The organism is Salmonella sp. NW1250 (genome assembly GCF_051812965.1).
Classification (GTDB): Bacteria; Pseudomonadota; Gammaproteobacteria; order Enterobacterales; family Enterobacteriaceae; genus Salmonella; species Salmonella enterica.
In genome coordinates this window covers 266,645-293,153 of the sequence record NZ_JAMNDD010000003.1, presented here as the reverse complement: position 1 = coordinate 293,153, position 26,509 = coordinate 266,645, and the positions used below count along the sequence as shown (strand labels likewise).

Here is a 26,509-nt window from a genome sequence, read left to right as displayed (position 1 = left end):
GATCGCATGAGCATGGGATCGGGCAAAAAAGTTAATGAGCCTTACGGCGCAAAACGGTAAACGCGATAAACAGGAATACAATCCATACCGGCAGCAAAATCGCCGACAATCGCATATCGTCCATCGTACACATTAACACCAGAATCAGCGCCAGAAACGCAATGCACAAATAGTTTCCGGCGGGATAGAACAGCGCCTTAAATTGCGTCTCGCGCCCTTTACGACGCATCGCCGCGCGAAAACGTAAATGCGCGAGACAAATCATTATCCAGTTTAGCAATAGCGTCGCGACAACCAGCGCCATCAACAGGCTAAACGCTTTTTGCGGCAACAGATAGTTGATCAGCACCACCAGCGAGGTAATCGCTCCGGAAAGTATCAGCGAGTTCACCGGCACGCCGCGATGGCTGACGCGGGTTAAAAATTTCGGCGCATTGCCTTGTACGGACAGGCCGAACAGCATTCGGCTATTCGAATAAACGCCGCTGTTATACACCGAAAGCGACGCGACCAGAATAACGAAATTCAGCGCCGAAGCCACCACATTACTGTCCAGGTTATGGAAGATCATCACAAAAGGGCTGCTATTGGATTTCACCTCTACCCACGGATAGAGCGCCAGCAACACCACCAGCGAACCGATGTAGAACAGCAAAATACGGTATACCACCTGATTCACCGCTTTCGGGATGCTTTTTTGCGGATCGCGCGCTTCCGCCGCAGTAATGCCGATCAGCTCCAGTCCGCCAAAAGAAAACATAATCACCGCCAGCGACAGAAGCAAACCATGCCAACCGGTAGCGAAGAAACCGTTATAACGCCAGAGGTTATCAATGCTGGCATGTTCGCCGCCGTGGCCGGAGAACAGCAGCCACAGACCAAAACCTATCATGCCAATAATCGCCAGCACTTTAATCAGCGCGAACCAGAATTCCGTTTCGCCATACAGACGAACGTTCACCAGATTTACGGCATTAATGATAATAAAAAACGCCGCCGCCCATACCCATGTTGGTACATCAGGCAGCCAGTACTGCATATAGATGCCCGCCGCGGTCAGCTCCGCCATCCCGACCAGCACAAACATGACCCAATAGTTCCAGCCCGACAAAAAACCCGCAAACGGCCCCCAATATTTCCAGGCGAAGTGGGCAAACGAGCCGGAAACTGGCTCTTCCACGACCATTTCGCCCAACTGGCGCATAATGAGAAAAGCGATAATCCCGGCAACGCCATAGCCCAACAAAACAGCCGGCCCCGCCATTTGAATCGCCGGGCCGATGCCCAGAAACAGTCCGGTGCCAATGGCGCCGCCCAGCGCGATTAGCTGAATATGGCGGTTTTGCAACCCCCGTTGAAGCGTCGGTTCATTCTTCGACGCGGCATCCGACACGCTGGCGCCGGATGCAGTTGACGCGTTTTTCACGTCCTACCCCTGTATCGTTTTTATTGAGGGGCACCTTTTAACATTTCGCTCTCGCTGCCGCAAGGCGCAATCGTTTGTCAAGGCTCAACTCCGGACGTTAACGTTATCGTGTAAAAAAAGATGTCGCGGGCAGTAAAAAGAAAAGAGTGCGCGCCGATATAGAACGTTACGGGTGACAGACGACGAGTATAAAATATGTGAATAACTCTGGACGAAAAGTACGACACCCTACAGAATACATTTAGTATTTTTTCAGTATTTTCAAAAAGGTGAATCAGACCTGGTATCTGTTATCCGTTTTTGAGCCACGCCAGGCATCAACGTCATGAATAAGATCATCAAACGTTTAGAGATCATCAAAAGCGCCATTGAACTTGAGGACGAAGAGATTATCCGTCAGCAGCTCATCTACCTGAAAAATGAGCCGCAGGATGCCGTAATCAGCGCGATTGCCCATGCGATTGAAGCTCGTCGATTCAGTGACGCCATGCAAGAGATCGCCGCCTGGCTACAGGCTCAACGGGCGCTCTCGACGTGGCAAGATCCCTCTATTGCCGCCAGTAAACTGGAGCTGAAAGCGCTTGAAGCCCAACTTCGCGATCTGATTGACAAACGAAATGCGCGGGTACAAATCCTCGACGATTTCAACGACCTCTATCATCTGCGCCTCGGGCCGTTGATGAGCCGTATTCTGGAGTTGCGTAAACAGCTCGCGGTGAGTATGCAGCGTAAGCAAGAAGCCGAAATAAAACGCCGGGAAAAGGATTATCAATCCTGCCTGCAATTTATTTCCCAGGCCGTGGATCAACTGGCAACGCTAAAACAGCAGTGGACAGGATTGAATGCCGCCTCGCGCGAAGCGGTGGGCATCCGTCAGCGAATCCAGCAGCAGACGGAATTAATCACCGCGTTGCTGGCGGAAATTCGCGAGCTGGAAGCGGATTTTTCCCATCAGGACGACAGCGCATTCCGCCAGGCGCAGGAAAATGCGGAACAGGACTATCACCAGTACCGGGAGCAGCAGCAGGAAGCGCAATTCCGCTACGCTCGCGATCAACGTTTGTCGGCAGACGAACGCAGTGAATTAAAACGTTTGTGGCGTCAGGCCAGCCGCCTGTGTCACCCGGATGTGGTCGCCGATGAATTGAAAGAAAAAGCGCACCAGATGATGGTACAGCTTAATCAGGCGCGGCAGAATGCCGATCTGGCGGCAATTCGCGCGTTATTGACGCAGCTGCAAAGCGGTCTGGAACCGATGATGGCAAGCGACAGGCTAAATAACCTGGAACATCTGCGCCATAAAATACGCCAGCTCCGCACGCAAATCGACGCGCTGTTGAAAGAGATAACGCAACTGGAAACGGAAAATGCCTGGCGGCTCGCCTCTTCCGTTGCGGATAAGGAAGCCTATTTCTCCGAGCAGGAACGAGCGCTAACCGAAATTCGCAATACGCTGGAGGCGCAGGTTCAACAGGTGGAACAGGAACTTCTGTCAGGGTAGTCCAGTCCATCATTCATCAACGCATTGTCGGATGGCGCAAGCGCCACCCGACGAATCGTGGCATAAAGAGGGTAAGAGGGTCGCTACTGGCGCTGTAAAAGTAACGAACGGGCGGAGTCCGCCATGATCATCACCGCACCTGCCAGCATTAACGTATCTTTTAATACCAGCCGCCCAGCGCCCGATAAATACGGAAAACCATAATGCGCATCGCCCAGCGGCATAACCCAGGCCTCCGGCGTGGTGATTAAAAACGACAGCGTGACAAATGGCGTCAGGAATGCCAGCACGCCGCCTGCCAGCCCTAACCAGCGGCTGACAGGGTTAGCCAGTACCAGCGCCGCGATAATCAATTCCACCACGCCCAGACCATCCGAAAACGCATACGTATTATTGGCGGTTTGCCAGGCGCGTTCCTCCGGTTTTAGTTCGCCCTCATGAGTCAGATGCTGACGATATTCTTCAGGATGTTCATAGAAAAAAGACATAAACGGACTGTTCGCTACAAACGGGGTAATACTGTCTGCCTCATAGGGCACAAATTTTAGTAGTCCAATCCAGATAAAAACGATGGCGATACTCAGGCGAATTAATGTTAATCCCAGCCGATCCCCCTGACTTAACAGACGAAGATATTTATCCATCTCAGACTCTCCTTATTTATATAATATCGCAGTGGCGTAACCCGTATTATCAATACGCATGGACGTAATTTTCCACGACGACGCCTGTTTACTTTGCGCCAGTCTGGCAATAGCGTCTTCAAGCATTGACGGCGTTGCTGACACCGCAGAAACGCTGATATATTCAACGTCAGTTAGCGGCTGGGCGGAGGCGGAAAACGCCAGCGGCGCAGCCAATAATGAAGCAATAAGCGTGGTAACTTTTAACATCGAGATTTCCAGTCGTGGGTTATTTCAATGGTGTTATAATACGTTACGCCTGACTAAAGCCTTTTCTTTCAGACGCCAGCATATTTGTCCTGGCGTATTTTTATAGCCTGACAGGCAAAAAAAAGCCCTGATTAACAGGGCTACGTTATTTATGTTTTACTTAATGAGAGAGAAGAGATCGTTTAAAGACTCACTCATTGTAGGATGGGTAAATATCTGGTCGCGTAACACCGTATAAGGTAAATCTGCATCCATAACGGTTTTAACGATATTAATCATTTCATGAGAATCAACGCATAACAATGACACCCCTACAATACGCTGCGTATTCACGTCCACTACCGCTTTTAGTACGCCACGGGTATCGTTCATAACACGGGCGCGAGGGATCGCCGCCACCGGTAATGTCACCACCTGCACCGTTGCGCCGCTTGCCCGCGCTTGCTCTTCCGTCAGCCCGACACGAGAGAGCGGCGGCGTCATAAAGACGGAGTATGGAACGTTCTGGCGATCGCGGGTGCTGCGTTTGCCATCTCCCAATAACCCGTCGCGTACAATACGAAAATCATCCAGTGAAATATAGGTAAACTGCAACCCACCGGTAACGTCGCCCATCGCCCAGATATTGTCCGCCGAGGTACGCAGGTAATCATCCACGATGATCCCGCCGCGTTCGTTCACCGCCACGCCGGCGTTCTGCAACTGTAAGCCAGCCGTCGCCGGTTTTCGCCCCGACGCCACCAGCAGGGCATCCACAAGATGCGCGCCTTCCGGCGTTTCTACTTGTACCGCGCCCTCCTTTGAGGATACGGCCTGTACGTTGGCGTTTAAAATCAGCTCGACGCCCTTTTCCTGTAAAATGCGGGTAATTGCCTGCGCGATATCCCGATCTTCACGAGGCAGGAATTGCGGCGCTGCTTCAAAGATAGTGACCTTCGTACCGAAGTTGGCGAACATTGAGGCAAATTCAAGGCCAATATAACCACCGCCTAAAATCCCCAGGCGCGCCGGACGCTGGCTCAGGCTGAGTAGTCCGGTGCTATCGAACACCCCTGCCGTCGTTGTTAAGCCCGTAATAGCCGGGATCACCGACTCTGCGCCAGTATTAATGAAGATCTTTTCTCCCCGTAACACCCGCTCGCCGTCCGCCTGAAATACCCGTAAGGTATGGTTATCAATAAACTCCGCCCTTCCCTCAATCACATCGACATTGTCCAGGTCGGCAAGATTATGAAAATTTTTGTCGCGTAAAAAATTTACGACCGCCGCTTTGCGTTGCATGGCGACAGAAAAATCGCCCTCACGTTCCGCGTCATGCACCAGCGTTTTCGTTGGAATACAGCCAATGTTGATGCAGGTTCCGCCGAACATACTGGCGGACTGTTCGATAATCGCCACGCGCCATCCCGTCTTCGCCAGAGTTGCCGCCAACGTTTTTCCTGCCTTGCCAAAACCAATAATGAGCGCCTGATACTGTGTCATCTTCTTTCTCCGCCAAATCACCATCTGTTTGTCAGGACAAGTATAAGTAACGTCAAAAAAGACAGGGGTATCCGCAACGCGTCATTTTTTGTCTTATCGTCTAAATTAGCGGTTAGCAAAAACAAGGGTGGAAATGACATTAAGTCAGAAATATAGTGTTCAGAGACAGAAATGGTTATCCCTATTTTTGAAAAAGAATCTGTTCTGGAGTCTATATGGATGCGCTTAGTCGGCTATTGACGCTTAACGCCCCTCAGGGCTCAATCGACAAGAATTGCCCGTTAGGCGGCGACTGGCAGTTGCCGCACGCCGCTGGCGAGCTATCGGTGATTCGCTGGCATACCGTTACGCAGGGCGAAGCGCAACTGGAAATGCCTACCGGCGACGCCATGACGCTTACGCCGGGAAAGGTGGTGATTCTGCCGCAAAACTCCGCCCACCGTTTGCGCCAGTCTGGCGAAGCACCGACACATATCGTGTGCGGTAGTCTACGTCTGCACACGACGTCACGTTATTTCCTTACCGCGTTGCCGGAAGTGTTATGTCTTGCCCCGCCGCCGCATAGCCCCGCCAGTATCTGGCTTAACGCCGCCATTTTGCTGTTACAGCAGGAGTCAGAACGCCATTTACCTGGCGCTGAGGTCTTATACAGTCAGCAGTGCGCCACGCTGTTTACCCTCGCCGTTCGCGACTGGCTATCGCAGGCTGGCACGGCGAAAAGCGTGCTCAATTTATTGCTGCATCCCCGGCTGGGCCGCGTGATCCTTCACATGCTGGAAACACCGGAGCATCCCTGGACGGTCGAAACGCTGGCGCAACGGGTACACATGTCGCGGGCGAGCTTCGCCCAGCTATTTCGCGACGTGTCCGCTACGACGCCCTTAGCCGTGTTAACAACGCTGCGCCTGCAAATCGCCGCCCAGACCCTGTCGCGTGAAGCGCTGCCGGTGATGGTAATTGCCGAGTCGGTAGGTTATGCGAGCGAATCTTCTTTTCACAAAGCGTTTGTCCGTGAATTCGGTTGTACACCAGGCGAGTACCGCAAACGGGTCAACGCGCTCGGACGATAAACGTAGGCTGAACCCGCCTGCAGTTTGACGCCGCAGGCGGGCGACACACATTATGCCGCAAGGCGACGATGCCTGCGCAGCCACATCAGCTTGTAGGCTGCCGGAATGATGAACAGCGACAGCAACGGCGCGGTAATCATGCCGCCAATCATCGGCGCGGCAATACGGCTCATCACCTCAGAACCCGCGCCGGTCCCCCATAAAACAGGCAGCAGACCGGCGATAATCACCGATACAGTCATGGCTTTTGACCGCCCCCGGAGCACCACCCCGTGGTAAAGCGCCTCATCGAGTTTTTCTGCCGAAAAGGTGTTAGGAGCTTACGCTTTGAAGGCCGCGCCTGCTGGATCACCGGCGATCCCATCATGCTGCGCAGAGCCATCAGTAATTTACTCTCTAATGCGATGCGCTATACGCCGCTGGGTAAAACCATTACTCTTCGGATAAAAGAAGCGGACGACCAGATACATATTATTGTTGAAAACCCCGGTACGCCAATCGCGCCGGAACATTGCCGCGCCTTTTCGATCGTTTTTATCGCGTTGATCCCTCCCGCCAGCGTAAAGGGGAAGACCGCGGTATAGGCCTGGCAATTGTAAAATCCATCGTCATTGCGCATCAGGAAAAAGTTTCTGTCACCTCCGATACGCGCGCTACCCGTTTTATTCTGACATTACCCAAACACCTCCGTTGAACTGTAGCGATAGTGAAAGGCGCTATCGCTAACCAGCAAAATAATCTGACATCATCGTCATTATCCCGTCACGCGCCAGACTCAACGACTGTTTTATTATTTCTCTTATTAACCCACACCGGAGAAATAAGTTGAATAAGTTTACATCCCTTTTAGCTGTCGTTTTTTTATTTCAGCTGGCGTAAAAGTCGCAGAGAAAATGGAATCCCGCCAATTATCCGCCACGGCGCATGAGATGATGAATAACGGTGACGCCTTCGCGCATCAGCAAATGGCTCAGACACAGAAAGCCAGCGCCCCGACCGCTGTGGAACATGCGACACCCTTTTCTGAAATGAACGACTATGAACAAGCAATGGTCATCCATCAATCGATGAATAATGCCCATTCTTTCTCCCACGAGATCCAGGCTGAGGAGCACCATAAACAGATTAAACGCAATTAGTTATTTGCATATTAGCGTCACGTACTGCGGATGGCGCAACGTCGCCGCCGCAGAAGCTTACGGATTAACATAATTTTGAGAGGTTAAATGGCGCGCCCTGCAGGATTCGAACCTGCGACCCACGGCTTAGATGTTTCTGGAACTACTTGAGCTAACAACAAGTTATCCCATTACTACGGCACTCACACTCGCCCCATCTTCGAAAAACATGCAAAGCCTTGCAAGCCGATGCAAAGCTTTGTGTGTCCCGTTTTTGTCCCAACCCACTTAGCAATCAGCAGCCCCAATTGATCGGTAACAACGATCAATTAATAATATAACAATAAGTTTAAACTATCAAATATCACATTATTGATCGTTTATATCGATCAAAGCAATTTGTAGTGCTACACTCCAGACCTTTCCGAATCCGCTGATTTTCATAATGTTGAAGTTATTCGCTAAGTACACATCGATCGGTGTTCTTAACACGCTTATTCATTGGGGCGTATTTGCTTTTTGTATGTATGGGATGCATACGCATCAGGCGCTGGCGAACTTTTCCGGTTTTGTTATCGCCGTATCGTTCAGCTTCTATGCCAATGCGCGCTTCACCTTTAACGCCAGCACTACCACACTTCGCTACATGATGTACGTGGGATTTATGGGAACACTGAGCGCTGTTGTTGGCTGGACGGCTGACAAATGTTCCCTGCCGCCACTCCTTACTCTTGTCACCTTTTCAGCTATCAGCCTGATATGCGGATTCATTTATTCAAAGTTCATTGTCTTTAGGGATGCGAAATGAAAATCTCGTTAGTCGTTCCGGTCTTCAATGAAGAAGATGCGATACCTATTTTCTATAAAACGGTTCGCGAGTTTGAAGAGCTAAAACCGTATGAAGTTGAGATTGTTTTCATCAACGACGGAAGCAAAGATGCGACTGAATCAATAATTAACAAAATAGCTGCATCTGATCCGCTCGTTATTCCGCTTTCGTTTACGCGAAACTTCGGTAAAGAACCAGCTCTTTTCGCGGGTCTCGACCATGCAACCGGGGATGCGGTCATTCCTATTGATGTCGATTTACAGGATCCGATAGAAGTTATCCCCCATCTCATTGAGAAGTGGCAGGCTGGCGCAGATATGGTGCTGGCTAAGCGCTCAGACCGCTCAACTGACGGGCGCATGAAGCGTAAGACAGCTGAATGGTTTTATAAGCTGCACAATAAAATCAGCAATCCGAAAATTGAAGAGAACGTCGGTGATTTCCGGTTAATGAGCCGTGAGGTTGTCGAAAATATTAAATTAATGCCCGAACGCAACTTGTTCATGAAGGGGGTGCTCAGTTGGGTTGGCGGAAAAACGGATGTTGTTAAATATGCCCGTGCCGAACGCGTGGCCGGTGATTCGAAATTCAACGGCTGGAAATTATGGAATCTGGCGCTCGAAGGGATTACCAGCTTCTCCACCTTCCCTCTCCGCATCTGGACGTATATCGGGTTAGCTGTCGCAGGTGTTGCATTTCTGTATGGTGCCTGGATGATATTTGACACTCTGGCGTTCGGTAACGCCGTGCGGGGATACCCTTCACTATTGGTATCAATACTTTTTCTTGGAGGGGTTCAGCTTATAGGAATTGGTGTGCTTGGCGAATATATTGGGCGTATATATGTGGAAACGAAGAAAAGACCACGGTTCTTGTTAAAGGATAAAAAATGAAAAATAAAAAATATTTGTTTCTTTTTATTATTGGATTACTATATGTATTTCCAATAGTTTTGGCTAATGTATATTATGTAGATGATATGGGTAGGTTATCGCTTGGATATGGATGGGATGGTGATGGGAGGATTTTATCTAATGTTCTAACGGAAGCGCTGTCTTTCGGAAATGGAATAATATCAATATTTCCTTATTCAACATTACTTTCATCTGTGATACTTGTCATCTCCGGGATAATTGTTTCAGATATGTTATTCGAAAACAAATATCTCAAGTCCATTTCATCGCTTTTTATTCTTACATCGCCATTCATGCTTGAGAACTTATCATATAGATATGACTCTATATTAATGGCTGTATCCGTATTGTGCGCGGTAGTACCTTTTATTTTTCGTTCTCATTATAAACTTTTTTTTGCCACATCTTTTTTTTGCTTGCTTATTTCATTTTGCTTATATCAGACGTCAACAATGGCATATTTTTCTGTTGCGTTATGTTTATTGATAAAGCAATGCTTGAATAACGAAAAGGCATTTGACTTTAGGCTTTGCCTAAACTCTTTATTATGTTTTTTTGTGTCGTATATTGTTTATTCATTATTAATAAGCTTTCTTGCAGTAAATATGCAAAGAAGTGGCTTTATAACTTTCGATGCAGATGGATTTGACATAATTCTATCACGCTTAAGAAGTTATGAGAGTTACTATAATTCCTTATATGTTAGTGGCTTTAAGTATGTGATCTGGCCATGTGTTACATTGGTTTTACTGTCATATGTTAAATTTATTTTAAGAGGGCGCGAGTTCGGCAGGTTGTTACTATCAGTCATTTATTTGCTGGGAGTCGCTTTATTGACCATGATGCCAAATCTTGTAATTACAACAGCTTGGATAACTTCAAGGACATTTATATGCTTTCCATTTTTAATAATATCTTTATTTATTGTTATAGACAAGATAAAAATTTCTTTATTTCTTGACAGAATAAAGTTCGCCTCAGCAATTTTAGTTGTTTCGTATTCATTTTTCTTGTGTTCAATTTATGGGTCAACTCTTAAAAATAACGATGATTATTCTGACTTTATCGCTCAAAGTGTCTCAAACATAATAACGAAAGATTCCAACGAATCAACTTATAAAGTCATCATTTCAGGGTCTCGCCCACTCTCTATTAAAACAAGGATGGCGTTTAACTCTATACCATTCATGAAAATATTAGCACCAAATTATATGACTCAGGGATCATCATGGGGTATCGCAGATCTAGGCAGGTATATAGACATGACGTTCGTTCCTGATTCTCAACGATATATTGAAGATAAGTGTAACTGGGATATTATTGATAAAGGGAGTGTTTATAGTGTATTAAAGAAGGATGATTTGTATATGGTAGATTTTAATTATAGGTCATGTGGCTAACATCAATAAATATCCTCCGGCATAGCCGAAGAGGCTGTAATTTAAATTGTGTATCTGCCTGTTTTTGATATGTTCACTCCAACAACGGAGACAGGCAAATTATGGACGACAAGAAACTCAAAGCACTGGCAGTTGAACTGGCTAAGGGCCTTAAAACCGAAGCCGATCTCAATGCTTTTTCCCGCATGTTGACGAAGCTTACCGTCGAAACGGTGCTCAATGCGGAACTGACTGCCCACCCCGGGCATGAGAAAAATGCGCCCAAAACAGGCTTAAACACCCGCAATGGCTACTCGTCAAAAACGGTGTTGTGCGATGACGGCGAGATTGATCTGAACACGCCGCGTGACCGTGAAAACACCTTTGAACCACAGTTGATTAATAAGCACCAAACGCGTATTACGCAGATGGACAGCCAGATTTTGTCTCTGTACGCCAAAGGTATGACCACACGTGAAATTGTCGCCACGTTCAAAGAAATGTACGATGCGGATGTCTCGCCCACGCTGATATCTAAAGTCACCGACGCCGTAAAAGAGCAGGTCGCTGAATGGCAAAACCGGCAGTTGGATGCGCTGTATCCCATCGTTTATATGGACTGCATTGTCGTCAAAGTCCGTCAGAATGGCAGTGTGATAAACAAAGCCGTTTTCCTCGCGCTGGGGATCAATACCGAAGGCTAGAAAGAGTTGCTGGGCATGTGGCTGGCCGAAAATGAAGGTGCCAAGTTCTGGCTAAGCGTGCTGACGGAACTGAAAAACCGGGGCAATCAGCATATCCTGATTGCCTACGTGGACGGTCTGAAGGGCTTCCCGGATGCGATAAACAGCGTTTACCCGCAGACTCACATCCAGCTGTGCATCATCCACATGGTGCGTAACAGCCTGAAATACGTGTCCTGGAAGGGCTACAAAGCCGTCACCAGTGGGCTAAAAGCAGTTTATCAGGCTCCGACCGAAGAGGCGGCGCTGATGGCGCTGGATGCGTTCGCAGACGCGTGGGATAATAAGTATCCCCAAGTCAGCAAAAGCTGGCGTGCACACCGGGAAAACCTGAACCCGTTCTTCGGCTACCCAGCGGATATCCACAAGGCCATCTATACCACGAATGCCATAGAATCGCTGAACAGCGTGATCCGTGCCGCGATTAAGAAACGCAAAGTGTTCCCAACGGACGACTCGGTGCGGAAGGTTATTTATCTGGCAATCAAGGATGCGTCAAAAAAATGGAGTATGCCGATCCAGAACTGGCGGCTGGCGATGAGCCGCTTTATTATCGAGTTCGGTGATCGCGTGAGCGATCACCTTTAATACATTGGCAGTTACACAGAATTACGGACAGGCTCAAATTCTCGCCATCGATGCGGAGTAACTATGGAATCACACAGTCTCACACTCGATGAGGCCTGTGCATTTCTCAAAATATCCAGACCTACCGCCACAAACTGGATTCGCACAGGCCGCCTTCAGGCAACACGCAAAGACCCCACCAAACCGAAATCCCCTTACCTCACCACACGACAAGCCTGCATTGCGGCGCTTCAGTCTCCGCTGCATACTGTCCAGGTGAGCGCGGGTGATGACATAAAAGAGGAAAGAAAATGTCCATCTTCCGCAGAGGTGAAATATGGTACGCGTCCTACTCGACACCGGGCGGGAAGCGAATTAAGGAAAGCCTTGGGACTTCCGACAAGTGGCTCGCTACTGAGCTACATGACAAGCGCAAGGCTGAATTGTGGCGAGTAGACAGGCTTGGCGATTTTCCTGGTGTAACGTTTGATGATGCCTGCATGCGCTGGCTGGAGGAAAAGGCAGAGAAGAAATCACTGAAAGATGACCGCAGCCGTATGGCTTTCTGGCTGGCGCATTTTGAGGGAGTACGGTTAAAGGATGTAACCGAGCAAAAGATTTACTTAGCAGTAAACAAGATGAGCAACCGCAAGCAGCTTGAGATATGGAAAATAAAAGCTGCCGCGGCGCAAAAGAATGGAGAGCCAGCGCCAGTTTATTCAGCTAAACCGGTCACTACATCGACAAAGGCAAAGCACCTCGCACTGATGAAGGCCATTCTCCGGGCGGCAGAACGTGACTGGAAATGGCTGGAGAAAGCGCCAGTTATCAAGATACCGTCAGTGAGAAATAAGCGCGTTCGGTGGCTTGAGCATGAAGAGGCGAAAAGGCTGATTGATGAATGTCCGGAGCCGCTGAGGTCGGTCGTTAAGTTTGCGCTGGCAACCGGCCTCAGAAGGTCGAACATCATCAATCTGGAATGGCAACAGATTGACATGCAACGTCGTGTTGCCTGGGTGAACCCTGAAGACAGCAAGTCAAACCGCGCTATTGGCGTAGCGCTAAATGACACTGCCTGTAAGGTATTGCGTGACCAGATTGGTAAGCATCATAAATGGGTGTTCGTACATACGAAAGAAGGCATCCGGCCCGATGGCTCAAAGACGCCGACTATCAGAAAGATGCGCGTCGATGACCAGCGAGCATGGAATGCAGCTTGCCGCCGGGCTGGAATTGAGGATTTCCGTTTCCACGATCTGAGGCACACGTGGGCCAGTTGGCTAATTCAGTCCGGAGTGCCGCTTTCTGTTCTACAGGAAATGGGAGGATGGGAGAGCATCGAGATGGTGCGCCGATATGCTCACCTTGCGCCTAATCATTTAACGGAACACGCGAAGCAAATTGACTCGATTTTCAGTGATGATGTCCCAAATATGTCCCATATGGAAAATAAGGAGGGAATTAAAGAGGCGTAACCAGTTGATATATAATGGCGCGCCCTGCAGGATTCGAACCTGCGACCCACGGCTTAGAAGGCCGTTGCTCTATCCAACTGAGCTAAGGGCGCCTTGTGAAGTGAAGACTTCGTGTAGACGAAACGCGAGAATTATACGGTCAGGCACTCCTGAGTCAATGGCTTTTGTTCTGGTTGCTGACTAAGTGTACGAATATCGTCTTTTCTGGCGCAATGCCAGGTTCCAGGAAATCGCCTGGACACATCTCAGCACGCATAAAGTGGGAATTAAGGCCGCCAGTATTTAGATAATCAATCAGTTTCTTTAATATTTCACCATGATTCACCTGCCGTGTAGGATATTTTTTATGCTGAGTATCGCTATTAAGGAACAAAACAGTCACTTTGAGCATGGGTTGAAAATCATCATGACGCGTCTGGCGAATCAATGGCAACAGAAAATTGACTTTCTGCCGCCAGAAGAGATAGATAATGCCGATATCGCTTTCCTGGCCCTGGATGATGATTGGTTCAGCGCAGGCTGTTACCAGATACCTATGCATACCCAACATCAGCTACGGGTGATTATTTGTAATAAATGCGATAAAGAAAAGCTCATGTTCAGACCATGTCTGTATATGCTGCCGCATATTTATCGGGAAGATGATGTTGAAGAAATTACCCGGAAAATGATATTGATCTTACATAAACGAGCGCTTCGACATAGCGTCCCTTCTGGCATTTGCCACTACTGCACGACTCGTCATTTTTCAGTAACAGAACGTCACCTGTTAAAACTGATCGCCAGCGGTTATCATTTAAGCGAAACGGCTGCTTTACTTTCACTTTCTGAAGAGCAGACAAAGTCACTCCGCCGGAGCATTATGCGCAAATTACATGTTAAAACGGAGCAGCAGTTTTTAAAGTATATTAGAGTTAACCTTCATTTCTTACTCAGTAAGTAAACTCACTTAACTTTTTACAAGGCTTACGAAATATCTCACCAATAATTAAGTAACGATACCTACAGGCATTTTTTTAACGCTGCCACAATGATGCCCATAATATCCTGATAGATTCAGGGGTCGAAAATATATGGCTGCATCATAAATGCCTGGAGGAGTGTTTGGTGGCACAGGGTACTTTATTAAAGGAAAGGATAAATCCCCCACACCTGGCGTCTTCGCCAACACGTCATTTATATCTCAACAGCGGATTGTTAAAATCTGAGCCAATCGTTCATCTCTCAACTGCGCAATTAATCGGCTATGAGGTCCTGACGCAACTTCCGTCAGAACATGATAGCGAAGTTTTTTTTCAGCAGTTAATGCTGATGGAAGGCATTGAAACATCAGAGCAACGAAGCATTGCTTTTTACGCTGGTGCAACGATGGGACAAGGTTATTTATGGCCAGCCATATTACCAGATATATATTAGAGCAATGGAAAAAGCAGGATGCGCAGCGTACCACGCAGGGAAAGACACCGCCGTTTAAGAAATGCCAAAGACTGCGCCTGCCGTTATCACTCTCCAACGCCGCAGATATTTGATCGCCTTGAGTTACTGGACCAACAGCTTAATTATGCCTTGCCGGTTGATATCATTTCCCAGGCAATAATTACAACTGATAACTACCTCGGCTATTCATTGAGTCACTACTTATTTTCCGGAAAACGTACCGCTGCATTCCGCTCATTAGATGACATTTCTTTGTGGATTGAAAAGGGGTCGCTCAGACAACTGATTGTAGATATGGAGGCGCTACCTGTCTCCTGTATTGAGGCGCTTAACCAGCTACGCGCGCTCAGTTGGCAACAAAGCGATATCCAGATTTACCTGCTGGTATCAGATAAAACCCCCGCTATAACACAGTTTATCCGTATGGCTGGGCGTTTTTTTGTCCTGTCGCGACGACAAAATCTGGCCTCTGTACGCGAAGCCTTGTTATCAGCCGCCGAACCTCGCTTATCGGAAAGCTTTAGCCGTACTGACTGGTTGATGATTGAAACTTTAGCGCAAGGTGCCTCTTTAAAAGAAATAGCACGTCAGCAAAGCGTACCTTATCATCGTGTAGTTTACCGGCTTAAACAACTTATCACCCTCCTTAACCTTCCCCACAGGCAAAGCTTTCTTCGGCTGATCCAGCAGTTAAACGTTACTTTCCACGACATTTTTTAACGAACTAACGTTTTGGTGAATAAGATTTTTTAAGAAATTACTTATTTTCACTTCCATTAAATGTAAATATTTCACATAAAATTAATATTTACAACTCGTCCTGGTAAGCGATAAAAATTTTTTTCTTACACCGTCCCCTGTTCCTCCTCGTTTTTTGAGGTCTCCAGCGTCAACATCTTTCTGTTATTACATAACAAATACTAAACAATTAGTCTTTCATATTATTTTTATACTTAAAAACAACAGTTTAAACTACTCAATGTCAACTCTAAAGAAAATAGCTCCACCACGAACAAATTTTCTATAACGCCACAGAACATCCTACCCGCTATCCATAATTCGCATTTCGCAAGACTTTTCCGAGAAATCAGACCAGGTATAATCCATATTGTTTTTACTTAATCAGAAATTTCTTTTTTGTTGGTGCGAAATGGATATTCCACATATTTATTACTCTTACGCCAAATAGCCAGTCAACAGGGAGGTCTCATTCTTTATTATTGCTCCACTGTGTGGTGCGTAGACCTGGCTATTTCACAATCTTTAAGGTGTCTGACGCTTATTCTAAAACGAAGGACGCATAACAGTCTGAGGCATACAACAATGAAACCTGCATCTGTTATCATTATGGACGAACACCCTATTGTAAGAATGTCGATCGAAGTTTTACTCGGTAAAAATAGCAATATTCAGGTTGTCCTGAAAACGGATGATAGCCGAACAGCGATAGAGTATCTGCGCACTTATCCTGTTGACCTTGTCATTCTGGATATTGAATTACCGGGCACCGACGGCTTTACCTTACTTAAACGAATCAAATCTATCCAGGAACATACCCGGATACTTTTTTTATCGTCGAAATCAGAGGCTTTTTATGCCGGAAGAGCAATAAGAGCGGGCGCAAACGGATTTGTAAGTAAACGCAAAGACCTCAATGATATTTATAATGCGGTAAAAATGATTTTATCCGGCTATTCTTTTTTCCCATCTGAGACGCTTAATTTCATCAGTAATACCCGTACCCCCAAAGGTGGGCACCATGATATGCCACTATCTAACCGCGAAGTTACCGTGCTGCGCTATCTGGCCAATGGAATGTCTAACAAAGAAATTGCCGAGCAACTTTTATTGAGTAACAAGACTATCAGCGCGCATAAGGCCAATATATTTTCTAAACTTGGCCTTCACTCTATCGTTGAGCTTATCGATTACGCCAAATCACACGAATTATTGTAAATGTACTCCCGGCGAATTATCGTTCGGGAGCCACAATAACGGACACTAATTGTAATTGATCAGGAAGGTCGCATCCGCGTTAGCAAGTCCGGGCTGCACGCCATCGGCTAAGGCGATATAGTTCGCATAGAATTTCAGGGTAGCATTGCCGTTGTTGTCAATATCGACGGCCTTGCTGGCCTGTTCAAGCGGCAATCGACGTTGATCGCCATCGCGAATTTCAATCGCCAGTTTTTGCGCCATTTCCGTATCAGCAAGCGCCAGTAATGCCGTGCCGGGCGCTGGCGTCCCGGAAAACGTTATAGACGCCGAACCCGGCGGGCAACCTTCAAGTTTTAGGCTAAAGGCTACCGGTTGCGTGGCGTCACCGGCGGCGTGAAGCTGTTTTGTCGGCCAGGTGCCGAGGTTAACCGACTTGTTACTGTCGCCCGCCACCACGGCGCAGGTAAAATCCACCACGTTACCGCGCAGTTCAATATTCACTTCGCCCAGAGATGAGTTGGCCTGACTTAGCGGGCTTAACAAAACACAACCAATAGTGATGAAAACGCGCCGAAGGATCATTATGCCTCCTTAATCATAATCGACTCGTAGATAGCCGCGCGCAGTAAACGGCCCTTCCACCGGTTTATTCCCCGTCACGCTGATCGGCCAGGCGCGAATACCTACGCGAGCGGCGGCGTTATCATCAAGATGAAACGGAATTTTACTCGACAAATTATTGGGTGTGAGCGGCGTACCGTTGCTATTAGCAACTACAAAACCTAAATCCGGATTATCGGACACCATCGCCTGCCCTGAGGCCTTTTCGGCTTCAAGCCGCATCGATAAATAGGCCTGCGCCGCGACGTTGGTACATTTAATAGCGATAGTTTTCGTTTGCGGCGTGACGCCTTGCGGACGATTACCCGCCCCCGCCTGACTAAATAACGACGCGCCGATATCGCCGAAATCAAACTCCACGACCTGTCCGGCATTCACTTCACAGTTTTGCGGTACTTCCACTTTGCCGCTGTAGCTAATGGTATACACCGGCGTGCTCAACGCGTCGCCGGTAGAGGTCGTCACATAGACAGTAAACATTGTCTGGCGAGGGATCGTCACCATATTAATAAAAGGCCGTATCACTTTTAATTTAAAAACCAGCTTTGAGTCCTGCACGCCAAACGGCTTTTGCTGCGACACGTTATAGTCGACGCCCATGCGAATATAGTTACGGGGCGGATAAAATACGCCAGCGACACTATCGGTGATGCTCATCGCGCCCAGAAGGTAGTCATTCAGTTTGAGGTATTTAAAATTTCCTTCGGTGCTTCGTACCGGTAATTCTGATACATAGCTTCGGTAGGTATAATTTACCGTTGTCCCCGCCGGGCACGTCGCGTTTACGCCGACCCAATCTGATTTTTCCGGCAGCGTAACCACCTGTCCCGGCTGATTATTGCCGCTGGTGAAAACATCTGACAGGTCGTAAAAGATATCGGTCGCCGTCCCGTTTGAATTACGGCAAACCGTCGCCAGCGCGGGATGGGTGAAAAAGAGCGCGGTCCCCGCCAGCAATAGCGCTGAGTATATTTTCATCTCTATTTTTCCTTTTATGACGCCGGACGGATACAGGTCGCACTGGCTATCGTAATCGCCTGCTTCAGGCTATCCTCCGCCAGAGCGTAAGGGGCGATACAACGCGCGTTTTTCCCCTCTCCCCACTGGATGAACAGTTCACCTTTTAGCGGCAAGCCGCTCAGATAAATTTGCCCGTCATCGCCGACCATACTGGTAATGCCGCTGGCGGTTTCTCGTACTATCGCGCCAAACGGTAACGGACGTCCGCCAAGCCTCGCGGTAATGATTGCCCTTACGCCTATCCGCGTATCAAAAGCAGCCCGCACCAGCGCGCCCTCTGTCGGCACTACGCTGCTGACGTTATTTTCGACATCGGTATGGTTGTCCATCGTGTTGGTATCTAACGCGACGCGGTTATAGCGATATACCGTGGCATAGGGCATTACCGCATAGCCCCGCCAGTCCGTTTTCACGCCGGTCTGGTTTTCGATGCGCACGCCTTTCGCTCCCGGCGCTTTAATCAAGACATTGGTATCGCCCAACGGTTGGCTAAACGTAATACCATCCGCATGACCGACCACGCCGCCGGAAAGTTGCCAGTTATAGTCATGCTGATCGCGATCGTAGTTATATCCCACGCCCAGCGTGCCATACGTCGCCTGCCAGCTAGCGCTGGCGCTGCCGCTATAACCATTGCTACTGCTACGCCCTTGCGTCACGCTGTAGCTCAGATTACGTCCTTCCAGAAGCGTGCCGCCCACGCCGGTCTGCCAGCTATTGTCGCCGTCGCGGTTGCGGTTGGCGTTAAACGTGGCATAAGTACGATCAAGAATAGTGTCGCGCGCATAGCGCCGTCCGGTCAGAACGCTAAACGGAACGGACATATTGAATGCCAGAATGCGATCGGCGCCTGAGATCCCCACCGACTCGTTCCACGACCATGACAGCGAATAACTTATGCCTTGCCATCCACTGGCGTATCCCAGTTGATACCAGGTATTGGTATCCGGCGTATTCCAGTAATTTTGTTGACTGCCGGAAAGATACAGTGACCCGTAATCCCCCAGGTTTTGCGAAATATTGACCTGAAAGCGGCCTTTTTTGCTGTAGCGGAGATTGTGGTAGCTCTGCGCCACCGGCACTTTATGGCGGCGTCCGTCGCTATCGTATTCGTAGTCGTATCCTTCCATACTGCGGTATGCCACATCATCCAGGGTGTAAAATCCGCGTGTGGAATAGCGGTAACCCAGCAATTGAAAATTAGTCCCGTAATTATTCAGCGATTTGGCGTACAGAAAACGCAACGATTGCCCCTGATGGGTGCTGTCATCTGCCAGTTGGCTACGCGCATGTGTGACATCGACCGACACGGCTCCCCAGTCGCCCAAATTTCGCCCCGCCCCGACCACCACGGCACGGTAACGATCGGCAAGTTGCGTACCGCCGTAAGCCGTCAGCCCCGCAGGCAGGCCGGCAATCACCGTTCCCTGGAAAAAGAATGGCGAAGACTGCTGACTATTGCCGCTGCGAAAATCCCCGGCCACCAGGTCATACTTCACCCTGCCCTCACGCTGCAATAGCGGAACGGTAGAGTAAGGCACCGTGTAACGTTGTTGGCTACCGTCTTTTTCATCTACCGTCACCTCAAGGTCGCCGCTGGAAGAGGTAGGATTAAGATCGGTAATCGCAAACGCGCCCGGCGACACATAGCTTTGGTAGATAACATACCCGTTCTGTCGTATCGTCAGCTTTGCCGCCGTCCGGGCGATCCCTCTGACCGTGGGGGCGTAGCCCTGCAGGCTATCGGGATACATATTGTCAGAAGAGTACAGCCGCGCTCCGCGAAAGCCGACACTATCGAAAACATCGTTCCCGGTATTGCTGTCCCCCATGACCAGTTCGCTTTTTAGCGGAATGATGGCGCGCTGTACCCAGGTGCCAATGTTGTTCCAGCGTTGCGAATGATAGCCGTCCCCTTTCGAATAGTTCCAGGCTCCGTTATTACGCAGCCGCCAGGGGCCATAGTTCAAGCCGCTCGACAGACTCAAAAAATAGCTATCGCTGTCTGTTCCGCGGCTACCGGTAAAACTGTAATTAATGAGTGCGGCAGGTATCCCTTCATCCCACTCTTCCGGCGGGATATAGCCACGCGCGCTGTTGAGCAATGACGCCTGCGGCAAGCTAATGTTTAAGCGCATCGACGCGAAATCAAACGCGACCTCCGCGCCCGGGATTTTCTCAGGAAGGTGAATACACGTGGTATCGACGCCTTTATCTGAGACAGGGAACGCCGCGGTATTCACGCCCAGCCGTTTAATCCACTCCGGTGTAAAACAAGGCATCAGGCCGCCGGATTTATCGCCGGCGCCCACGGCGCCCGCCTCAAAACGAATATCCTGCGTCGCTACGAATTCGTCGTTACGCCAGATATCCACCCGGTAAATACCGGGCGGCTGATGATTACCTTTTTCAAAGCGAGATAAATCCGCCACGGACGCGGTATCCGCCGACAAAAACGCAGGGTTGAAATAACTTTCGCCGCGGCTCGTCAGCGGACACAGCGCCGCCAGCACCGACAGCGCCACGCCGCTTAACGGTGATACATAGCCGGGAAATCGCCCTGCAAACCAGGTTGTCTTCTTCATCGTGTTCTCGTGTGGCTTCACGCTCTCTGCTTAACCGAGACTGGCCGTTGTCGCCGACGTCAATGCGCCGTAATCATTGACGGTCTGAAATGTCACGCTGCCCTGCACGCCAGTCGGTAAGGGAATTTGCATGTCGCTTTTTGGCGCGATCATCACGTTATCAATCTTTTTCGCGCCCACGCTGATATTGACCAGCGTGAGGTAATAAGCAGATGGGTTGGTTATCTTTAGATGGTTGCCGACACGGGAAAATTTCAGCAAGGTCGGCGCGTCTTCCGGCGTCTGCGGCAAATTCGCCGGACGCACGAACAGTTTGATGCGCGACAGAATCGCCAGTTGCAGAACGTTTTTTCCTTCAATATGACTTTTATCGACCGACGGGATGGCTTTCACGTTCATCCAGAATAACGACTCCCGATCCCCGGGTAGCGGTTGCCCGGCGTAGATAATACGCAGCGTGTTTTCGCTTTTGGGTTCGCTGACGAATAAAGGCGGCGTAACGATAAACGTTTTTTCTTTCTGCCCGGCGCTATTTTCGATCCATGAATTGACGAGGTAACGTTCTTGAGTATCGCTATTACTGATTGCCAGAGAAGTCTGTTTCGCCGCCGAGGGATAAATAACGCGCGTGGCGCCTAATGCAATCCCCCCCGCCGCCTGTACGTTCAGCGAAGCAAATAACGTGAGAAGAACAATAAAGCCTAATTTTATACTATTCAGCATGGTAAAAAATACCTTTTGCATTGAGTCACGTCGGCAAGAAAATTCATGGGTAAACCAGCGTAAACCACACTTCTGAATGAATTCGTCCCGGCGTCATATTTTCTGAAATTGCCCGATAGCGGGCAGTAAAATGCAAAGTCATTTCTGACGTTAAAATGGGCGTGTAATGAAGCGGTAACGTGTTAGGTATGATTTGCCGCTGCTGGTCATCAAATAATGCCAGGCCGATTCCGGCATTACCGATACCCTCGCCGCTGGCCAGAAAAACATGGGGATCTTCCGCAGGCGTAACGCCGGCAAACGCAATGCCGACATGACGCCAGACCTCCGCGCTACAGGAGATTAACCGTAACGAAAATGGAACGCTGACGGGAGCGAAGCTGCCAGGACCGGTAAACGCATTCGTGCGGTACTGTCCCATCAGTACGCGCAAATCCTGGCTTTCTGTGGCGACAGCGCAGCCGCCATTGACCAGTTGTCCGCGCAGGTGAATACGCCCGCTCTCCACCATTACCGGCTGCGCAATAACGGGCGACATCAAAACAAGCCCCACTAGCGCCGCGCCTTTCCTTATCATCTGCTATGTTCTCTTTTATCCCCGATAGCCTCTTCCGTTGAGGCGCCTCCCTTCCCTGGCGTTCCCGGACGGGATTATTCGTATTTCATGATAAAGGTGGCGTCGGCATTAGCCTGGCCTGGCGTCGTGGCGGCGGCGGTTGCCTTATAGCGTGCGGTAAAACGCAGCGTATTGGTGCCTTCAACCAGCGCCTGCTTCGCCGAGAAGGTCGCGCCGTCCGGCTTCAACGGTGAAGAGGTGTTATCAAGAATCTCAATCCCGACGCCGGTTGCGGTAGTGCTATTGTCCGCAGAGGAGACAGCCAGCAAATTAGGGTTGGTGTTATCTGCCTGACCAGAGAAAGCCACGGCAGCGGTAGCCGCCACTTTCGGATCGCAGTCATTCAGGACGATGGAGAAAGGCACCTGCGCGGTCGTATCATCAATCGCCGTAAAGCTGGCGGTACGGTATTGACCCAGCGTCACCGTTTGATCGGCGGATTTAGTGCTAACGGCACAGGCTGCATTAACCAGTTTACCTTCGAAATGAATAGTACCGCCACTCACGCTCACCGGAGTAGGATCAGCCGCAACCGCTGCGCCAGCGACAAACATCAGACTCGCAATAGTAGAGGTCATTAATTTATGTTTCATGGATTTCCCTTGAATTACACACACCCGGTTTCGGCATCCTGTCGGCTCCGTTTGAATTATTATCGACATAGCATGTCAGAAAAGTTATCTCTGCATCCTGTAAAGATAGATATCGCAGATTAATTAGTTTTCTGTTTCTCCCCTGAGTATCAGACGCAGTAATTAATCTTTGCGAACATGACATTTCGTCACGGTAATAAATTAAACATTTCGCTAAATAAAAAATAGCCGCAAACTCTTTTAATGACCTAAGCTAATTCTTATTGGGATATAAGAAGGGTCTAATCTTATTTTGTATAAAATGTCGCATTATGCCGCCCGGTGCTATTAACGACGAGGGATTACGGTAACCATAGCCAGGGTGATGAATTGTTTCTTTTTGGTTAATCATGGCGCGCTTACGGGTCACGTCTCAGTATCGTCAACAGACGGGGGAGACGTCGCGTTTGCATCGGAAACACAAACGTTAACTGACAGCGAGGCCCGCTTCTGACAAAATAGCGTTATCCCCTTTGACTTGAAGTAACAGATGGAATCTTCTCTCTGATGGCAGCAAAGATTATTGACGGTAAAACGATTGCGCAGCAGGTGCGATCTGAGGTTGCTCAAAAAGTTCAGGCACGCGTCGCAGCAGGTCTTCGCGCTCCCGGCCTGGCTGTGGTGTTGGTCGGCAGCAATCCGGCCTCACAGATTTATGTCGCAAGCAAACGTAAAGCGTGCGACGAAGTGGGGTTCGTCTCCCGCTCCTATGACCTGCCAGAAACCACCAGCGAAGCCGAACTGCTGGCGCTTATCGATACTCTGAATGCAGATAACACGATTGACGGTATTCTGGTGCAGTTGCCTTTACCGGCAGGCATCGACAACGTTAAAGTGCTGGAGCGTATCGCGCCAGATAAAGACGTAGACGGTTTTCATCCTTATAATGTCGGTCGTCTGTGCCAGCGTGCGCCGCGCCTGCGTCCCTGTACGCCCCGCGGTATTGTGACCCTGCTTGAGCGTTACAATATTGATACCTACGGCCTGAATGCGGTGGTCATTGGCGCGTCCAATATCGTTGGACGCCCGATGAGCATGGAGCTGCTGCTGGCTGGCTGTACGACTACCGTTACGCACCGCTTTACCAAAGATCTGCGTCACCATGTCGAGCATGCTGATTTGCTCATTGTCGCCGTAGGTAAACCGGGCTTTATTCCCGGCGAATGGATTAAAGAAGGCGCAATTGTGATTGATGTCGGTATTAACCGTCTGGAAAATGGCAAGGTCGTTGGCGACGTCGTGTTTGACGAAGCCGCGGCGCGCGCGTCATACATCACGCCAGTACCGGGCGGCGTCGGCCCGATGACGGTCGCCACGCTTATCGAAAACACGCTGCAGGCGTGCATTGAATATCACGATCCACAAGGAAAATAATATGGCGACATTCTCTTTAGGCAAGCACCCGCACGTCGAGCTGTGCGATCTGCTCAAGCTGGAAGGCTGGAGCGAAAGCGGCGCGCAGGCGAAAATCGCCATTGCCGACGGGTTGGTGAAGGTTGATGGCGCGGTTGAAACGCGTAAACGCTGCAAAATTGTCGCCGGGCAAACCGTTAGCTTCGAAGGCCAAAGTGTGAACGTCGTGGCCTGATACAGAGTGCCGGATAGCGACGCAAAGCGTCTTATCCGGCCTGATTACGCTGTCTTTTCAGATAATCATCCACTTAATCCTCTGCGTTCCAACTGCTAGCATGGCTATTTCCCTGTGAACCATCGCTATGCCTACCGTTATCACCCACGCCGCCGTTCCCCTGTGTTTTGGCGCAGGCTTAGGCCTGAAAGTTATCCCTCCTCGCCTGCTGTTTGCCGGTGTAGTGCTGGCGATGCTCCCCGATGCCGACGTGCTGGCCTTTAAATTTGGCGTCGCCTACGGCAACGTGTTCGGCCATCGCGGATTTACCCACTCTTTACTTTTCGCATTCGTCCTCCCCCTGTTGTGCGTACTCGCGGGACGACGATGGTTTCGAGCTGGGCAGGTGCGCTGCTGGCTGTTTTTAACCGTTTCATTGTTGTCGCACAGCCTGCTGGATTCGATAACCACGGGTGGTAAAGGCGTCGGATGGCTGTGGCCGTGGTCAGATGAACGTTTTTTTGCGCCCTGGCAGGTGATTAAAGTCGCGCCGTTCGCGCTTTCAAGCTACATCACGCCGTATGGACATCAGGTCATTCTCTCAGAATTGCTGTGGGTGTGGTTGCCGGGAAGTATTTTAGTGTTATTTCTATGGGTACTTAAAACGCATATTAAAAGGAATCAATATGAATAAAATGACATTCGCCGCCGCGGTCATCTGTTTCTCATTTTCCCACGCCAGCTATAGCGAAGAAATGTCTGCCACTGGCTGGTATGCGGCATCGTCTGCGGTTGTCAGCGTGGGCAGTTCCGCACTGGTTAGCGGAATTATACTCTCCCCCGTACTGCTGCCGCTCAACCTGAGCATTGGATCTGTTGTCGAAAATAAAAAGCAAAAAACCGCGCTGTTAACCACTAAGTCCCCCGATAACAAAGACATTAAAATGCAAGTTCCGCTACATGTCGTCAAAGAAGGCAACCTCAAAGCAGGTGATAAAGTCACTCTGGAAAAAACGCAGGAAGGCACCGGCGCTTATTTGAAAAAAGAGGGCAAAGTCCTTGCCCATATGGTAAATCAGGACGATGCAGGACTTTCCAGCAACCAGACGGTACCGGCCAAATGAAGCGGTTCGCGTTTGCCCTGTGGCTCAGCGCAATCTCGCTCAACGCTTATGCAGACAGTGCTAACTGTCACCAAAAAGCAAACACGCCGGAGAGCATCGCAGCGACAATGGATCAGGCGTTACAACTCAAACAGCAGCTTAACAGTCAACCCGATCCGGTCGTCATTCTGGTTCGCCAGGGGCAAGATATGTCGAGCCGACATTTAACCTGGTCACATGCTGGCTATGCCATGCGCCAGCCAAACGGAGACTGGCGGGTTTACCATAATCTGAATACTTGCGGAACCGCTGAATCAGCGCTCTATATACAAGGTCTGTATGAGTTTCTGGCTGATGACCTGGTGAATCAGAGCATTGCCGTTTTGCGCCCGCGTTCAGATATCGCGACGGCATTACAAACGCTCTTACATAGCGCTACCAAACTCAATCTCTTCCACAGTCCCCGCTATAACCTGATTGCGTGGCCTTTTTCCGGACCTTATCAGAATTCGAATGGCTGGCTTCTCGAAGTGTTTGCGCGAGCAAACGATGCGCAGGTTTGGTCACGTAATGATGCCCGCCGCTGGTTGCAGCTTCAGGGTTATCAACCCTCTATCGTTAGTGCTGGCACTTTTGAACGATTAGGCGCAAAACTGTTCACCCCTAACGTTTTCACCGACGATCAGCCAGCAGAATTGCTGCGAAAAGGAAATGTGGGGCTAAACAGCGGCGACAGCGTCATCCGCTTTATTGCCCATTACAGCCGGGCAATACCCGGGTGTGAACATCAGAATCTGGGGGAGTCGGTGTGTGTTTATCTTTCGCCCGGTGCGAAAAAATAAAAAACAGGCCGTTCTATGCAAATAGAGC

Annotated in this window: 26 protein-coding genes, 1 tRNA gene and 4 pseudogenes; 19 read left to right on the top strand and 12 right to left on the bottom strand. The window is 49.4% G+C overall.

The genetic code is table 11. The features are described from left to right. Positions 1-31 precede the first annotated feature (31 nt). Positions 32-1,426: a phenylalanine transporter gene (gene pheP, locus NBA72_RS06985; RefSeq protein WP_000786288.1), complete on the bottom strand. Its 1,395-nt coding sequence runs from the start codon at positions 1,424-1,426 to the stop codon at positions 32-34. A gap of 325 nt (positions 1,427-1,751) precedes the next feature. On the opposite strand from pheP, the gene NBA72_RS06980 reads away from it, so the two are divergent. Further along, positions 1,752-2,927, top strand: a complete 1,176-nt coding sequence (locus NBA72_RS06980) for a DnaJ family molecular chaperone (protein ID WP_001033450.1) — start codon at positions 1,752-1,754, stop codon at positions 2,925-2,927. 83 nt (positions 2,928-3,010) lie between these two features. On the opposite strand, the gene rclC is transcribed toward NBA72_RS06980, so the two are convergent. The 3 genes from rclC to rclA all read right to left on the bottom strand — a co-directional run bounded on the left by rclC (position 3,011) and on the right by rclA (position 5,302). Further along, a complete protein-coding gene (gene rclC / locus NBA72_RS06975) occupies positions 3,011-3,571 on the bottom strand; it encodes a reactive chlorine resistance membrane protein RclC (RefSeq protein ID WP_000362177.1) in 561 nt (186 codons plus the stop codon). A gap of 12 nt (positions 3,572-3,583) precedes the next feature. Further along, complete coding sequence (gene rclB, locus NBA72_RS06970; protein WP_000922170.1) at positions 3,584-3,820, bottom strand: reactive chlorine resistance periplasmic protein RclB; 237 nt, start codon at positions 3,818-3,820, stop codon at positions 3,584-3,586. A 156-nt stretch (positions 3,821-3,976) separates the two neighbouring features. After that, the gene (gene rclA, locus NBA72_RS06965) at positions 3,977-5,302 is read right to left on the bottom strand and encodes a reactive chlorine resistance oxidoreductase RclA (protein ID WP_042948079.1); all 1,326 of its coding nucleotides are present in this window, start codon (positions 5,300-5,302) and stop codon (positions 3,977-3,979) included. 215 nt (positions 5,303-5,517) lie between these two features. Here rclA and rclR point away from each other — a divergent pair, with 215 nt between their 5' ends. Next, positions 5,518-6,372: a reactive chlorine-specific transcriptional regulator RclR gene (rclR, locus tag NBA72_RS06960; RefSeq protein ID WP_042948080.1), complete on the top strand. Its 855-nt coding sequence runs from the start codon at positions 5,518-5,520 to the stop codon at positions 6,370-6,372. Between the two features lie 50 nt (positions 6,373-6,422). Here rclR and NBA72_RS06955 read toward each other — a convergent pair. Next, positions 6,423-6,689: pseudogene (locus NBA72_RS06955) on the bottom strand (efflux RND transporter permease subunit); the annotation flags it as partial. A gap of 3 nt (positions 6,690-6,692) precedes the next feature. On the opposite strand from NBA72_RS06955, the pseudogene NBA72_RS06950 reads away from it, so the two are divergent. The 8 genes and pseudogenes from NBA72_RS06950 to NBA72_RS06915 form a co-directional block, all read left to right on the top strand. Further along, a pseudogene (locus NBA72_RS06950) lies at positions 6,693-7,066 on the top strand (ATP-binding protein); the annotation flags it as partial. A 235-nt stretch (positions 7,067-7,301) separates the two neighbouring features. Beyond that, positions 7,302-7,511, top strand: coding sequence for a copper-binding protein (locus NBA72_RS06945; protein WP_109161284.1), 210 nt, complete (start codon positions 7,302-7,304; stop codon positions 7,509-7,511). Between the two features lie 424 nt (positions 7,512-7,935). After that, the gene (locus NBA72_RS06940; protein ID WP_042948083.1) at positions 7,936-8,298 is read left to right on the top strand and encodes a GtrA family protein; all 363 of its coding nucleotides are present in this window, start codon (positions 7,936-7,938) and stop codon (positions 8,296-8,298) included. Continuing rightward, positions 8,295-9,212, top strand: a complete 918-nt coding sequence (locus NBA72_RS06935) for a glycosyltransferase family 2 protein (protein ID WP_023195039.1) — start codon at positions 8,295-8,297, stop codon at positions 9,210-9,212. The genes NBA72_RS06940 and NBA72_RS06935 overlap by 4 nt, the downstream gene beginning before the upstream one ends. Continuing rightward, positions 9,209-10,633 carry a glucosyltransferase domain-containing protein gene (locus NBA72_RS06930; protein WP_023195040.1) on the top strand — a complete coding sequence of 475 codons (1,425 nt, stop codon included), beginning with the start codon at positions 9,209-9,211 and terminating at the stop codon, positions 10,631-10,633. Before NBA72_RS06935 ends, NBA72_RS06930 begins: the two co-directional genes overlap by 4 nt. Positions 10,634-10,734: 101 nt before the next feature. Beyond that, positions 10,735-11,943, top strand: a pseudogene (locus NBA72_RS06925) (IS256 family transposase). Positions 11,944-12,006: 63 nt separating this feature from the next. Then, positions 12,007-12,102: pseudogene (locus tag NBA72_RS06920) on the top strand (helix-turn-helix domain-containing protein); the annotation flags it as partial. A 131-nt stretch (positions 12,103-12,233) separates the two neighbouring features. Beyond that, positions 12,234-13,397 carry a site-specific integrase gene (locus tag NBA72_RS06915; RefSeq protein WP_042948085.1) on the top strand — a complete coding sequence of 388 codons (1,164 nt, stop codon included), beginning with the start codon at positions 12,234-12,236 and terminating at the stop codon, positions 13,395-13,397. 15 nt (positions 13,398-13,412) lie between these two features. Here the strand turns inward: NBA72_RS06915 and NBA72_RS06910 are convergent. Next, a tRNA-Arg gene (locus NBA72_RS06910) sits at positions 13,413-13,489 on the bottom strand. Between the two features lie 254 nt (positions 13,490-13,743). Here NBA72_RS06910 and fimW point away from each other — a divergent pair. The 4 genes from fimW to fimZ all read left to right on the top strand — a co-directional run bounded on the left by fimW (position 13,744) and on the right by fimZ (position 16,790). Further along, positions 13,744-14,340 (top strand): fimbria biosynthesis transcriptional regulator FimW, encoded by a 597-nt coding sequence (gene fimW, locus NBA72_RS06905; protein ID WP_000948629.1) that lies wholly within the window; start codon positions 13,744-13,746, stop codon positions 14,338-14,340. 161 nt (positions 14,341-14,501) lie between these two features. Then, positions 14,502-14,813: a hypothetical protein gene (locus NBA72_RS06900; protein ID WP_000226491.1), complete on the top strand. Its 312-nt coding sequence runs from the start codon at positions 14,502-14,504 to the stop codon at positions 14,811-14,813. Between the two features lie 18 nt (positions 14,814-14,831). After that, positions 14,832-15,554 (top strand): fimbria biosynthesis regulator FimY, encoded by a 723-nt coding sequence (fimY, locus tag NBA72_RS06895; protein ID WP_042948087.1) that lies wholly within the window; start codon positions 14,832-14,834, stop codon positions 15,552-15,554. A 603-nt stretch (positions 15,555-16,157) separates the two neighbouring features. After that, positions 16,158-16,790: a fimbria biosynthesis transcriptional regulator FimZ gene (gene fimZ / locus NBA72_RS06890; protein ID WP_000801273.1), complete on the top strand. Its 633-nt coding sequence runs from the start codon at positions 16,158-16,160 to the stop codon at positions 16,788-16,790. 45 nt (positions 16,791-16,835) lie between these two features. Here the strand turns inward: fimZ and sfmF are convergent, their stop codons facing one another. The 6 genes from sfmF to fimA form a co-directional block, all read right to left on the bottom strand. Continuing rightward, the gene (sfmF, locus tag NBA72_RS06885) at positions 16,836-17,354 is read right to left on the bottom strand and encodes a fimbria assembly protein (RefSeq protein WP_000603411.1); all 519 of its coding nucleotides are present in this window, start codon (positions 17,352-17,354) and stop codon (positions 16,836-16,838) included. A 9-nt stretch (positions 17,355-17,363) separates the two neighbouring features. Then, complete coding sequence (gene fimH, locus NBA72_RS06880) at positions 17,364-18,371, bottom strand: type 1 fimbria D-mannose specific adhesin FimH (protein ID WP_042948089.1); 1,008 nt, start codon at positions 18,369-18,371, stop codon at positions 17,364-17,366. Positions 18,372-18,385: 14 nt separating this feature from the next. Beyond that, positions 18,386-20,998, bottom strand: coding sequence for a fimbrial biogenesis usher protein (locus NBA72_RS06875; RefSeq protein WP_042948092.1), 2,613 nt, complete (start codon positions 20,996-20,998; stop codon positions 18,386-18,388). 30 nt (positions 20,999-21,028) lie between these two features. Further along, positions 21,029-21,721 carry a type 1 fimbria chaperone FimC gene (gene fimC, locus NBA72_RS06870; RefSeq protein ID WP_042948250.1) on the bottom strand — a complete coding sequence of 231 codons (693 nt, stop codon included), beginning with the start codon at positions 21,719-21,721 and terminating at the stop codon, positions 21,029-21,031. A 43-nt stretch (positions 21,722-21,764) separates the two neighbouring features. Then, positions 21,765-22,298 carry a type 1 fimbrial protein subunit FimI gene (gene fimI, locus NBA72_RS06865; protein ID WP_000619614.1) on the bottom strand — a complete coding sequence of 178 codons (534 nt, stop codon included), beginning with the start codon at positions 22,296-22,298 and terminating at the stop codon, positions 21,765-21,767. A 74-nt stretch (positions 22,299-22,372) separates the two neighbouring features. Beyond that, positions 22,373-22,930 (bottom strand): type 1 fimbrial protein subunit FimA, encoded by a 558-nt coding sequence (fimA, locus tag NBA72_RS06860; protein ID WP_000681025.1) that lies wholly within the window; start codon positions 22,928-22,930, stop codon positions 22,373-22,375. A gap of 546 nt (positions 22,931-23,476) precedes the next feature. On the opposite strand from fimA, the gene folD reads away from it, so the two are divergent. The 5 genes from folD (at position 23,477) to NBA72_RS06835 (ending at position 26,481) form a co-directional block, all read left to right on the top strand. Next, on the top strand, positions 23,477-24,343 hold the full coding sequence (folD, locus tag NBA72_RS06855; RefSeq protein WP_000729165.1) for a bifunctional methylenetetrahydrofolate dehydrogenase/methenyltetrahydrofolate cyclohydrolase FolD: 867 nt from the start codon (positions 23,477-23,479) through the stop codon (positions 24,341-24,343). A 1-nt stretch (position 24,344) separates the two neighbouring features. Then, entirely contained in the window at positions 24,345-24,557 is a 213-nt protein-coding gene (gene ybcJ, locus NBA72_RS06850) for a ribosome-associated protein YbcJ (protein WP_000190278.1), read from the top strand. A gap of 127 nt (positions 24,558-24,684) precedes the next feature. After that, on the top strand, positions 24,685-25,230 hold the full coding sequence (locus NBA72_RS06845; RefSeq protein WP_001143507.1) for a metal-dependent hydrolase: 546 nt from the start codon (positions 24,685-24,687) through the stop codon (positions 25,228-25,230). Further along, entirely contained in the window at positions 25,223-25,660 is a 438-nt protein-coding gene (locus NBA72_RS06840; protein ID WP_001038573.1) for an STM0539 family protein, read from the top strand. Before NBA72_RS06845 ends, NBA72_RS06840 begins: the two co-directional genes overlap by 8 nt. Beyond that, positions 25,657-26,481: a DUF2145 domain-containing protein gene (locus NBA72_RS06835; protein ID WP_000819117.1), complete on the top strand. Its 825-nt coding sequence runs from the start codon at positions 25,657-25,659 to the stop codon at positions 26,479-26,481. Before NBA72_RS06840 ends, NBA72_RS06835 begins: the two co-directional genes overlap by 4 nt. Positions 26,482-26,509 lie beyond the last annotated feature (28 nt).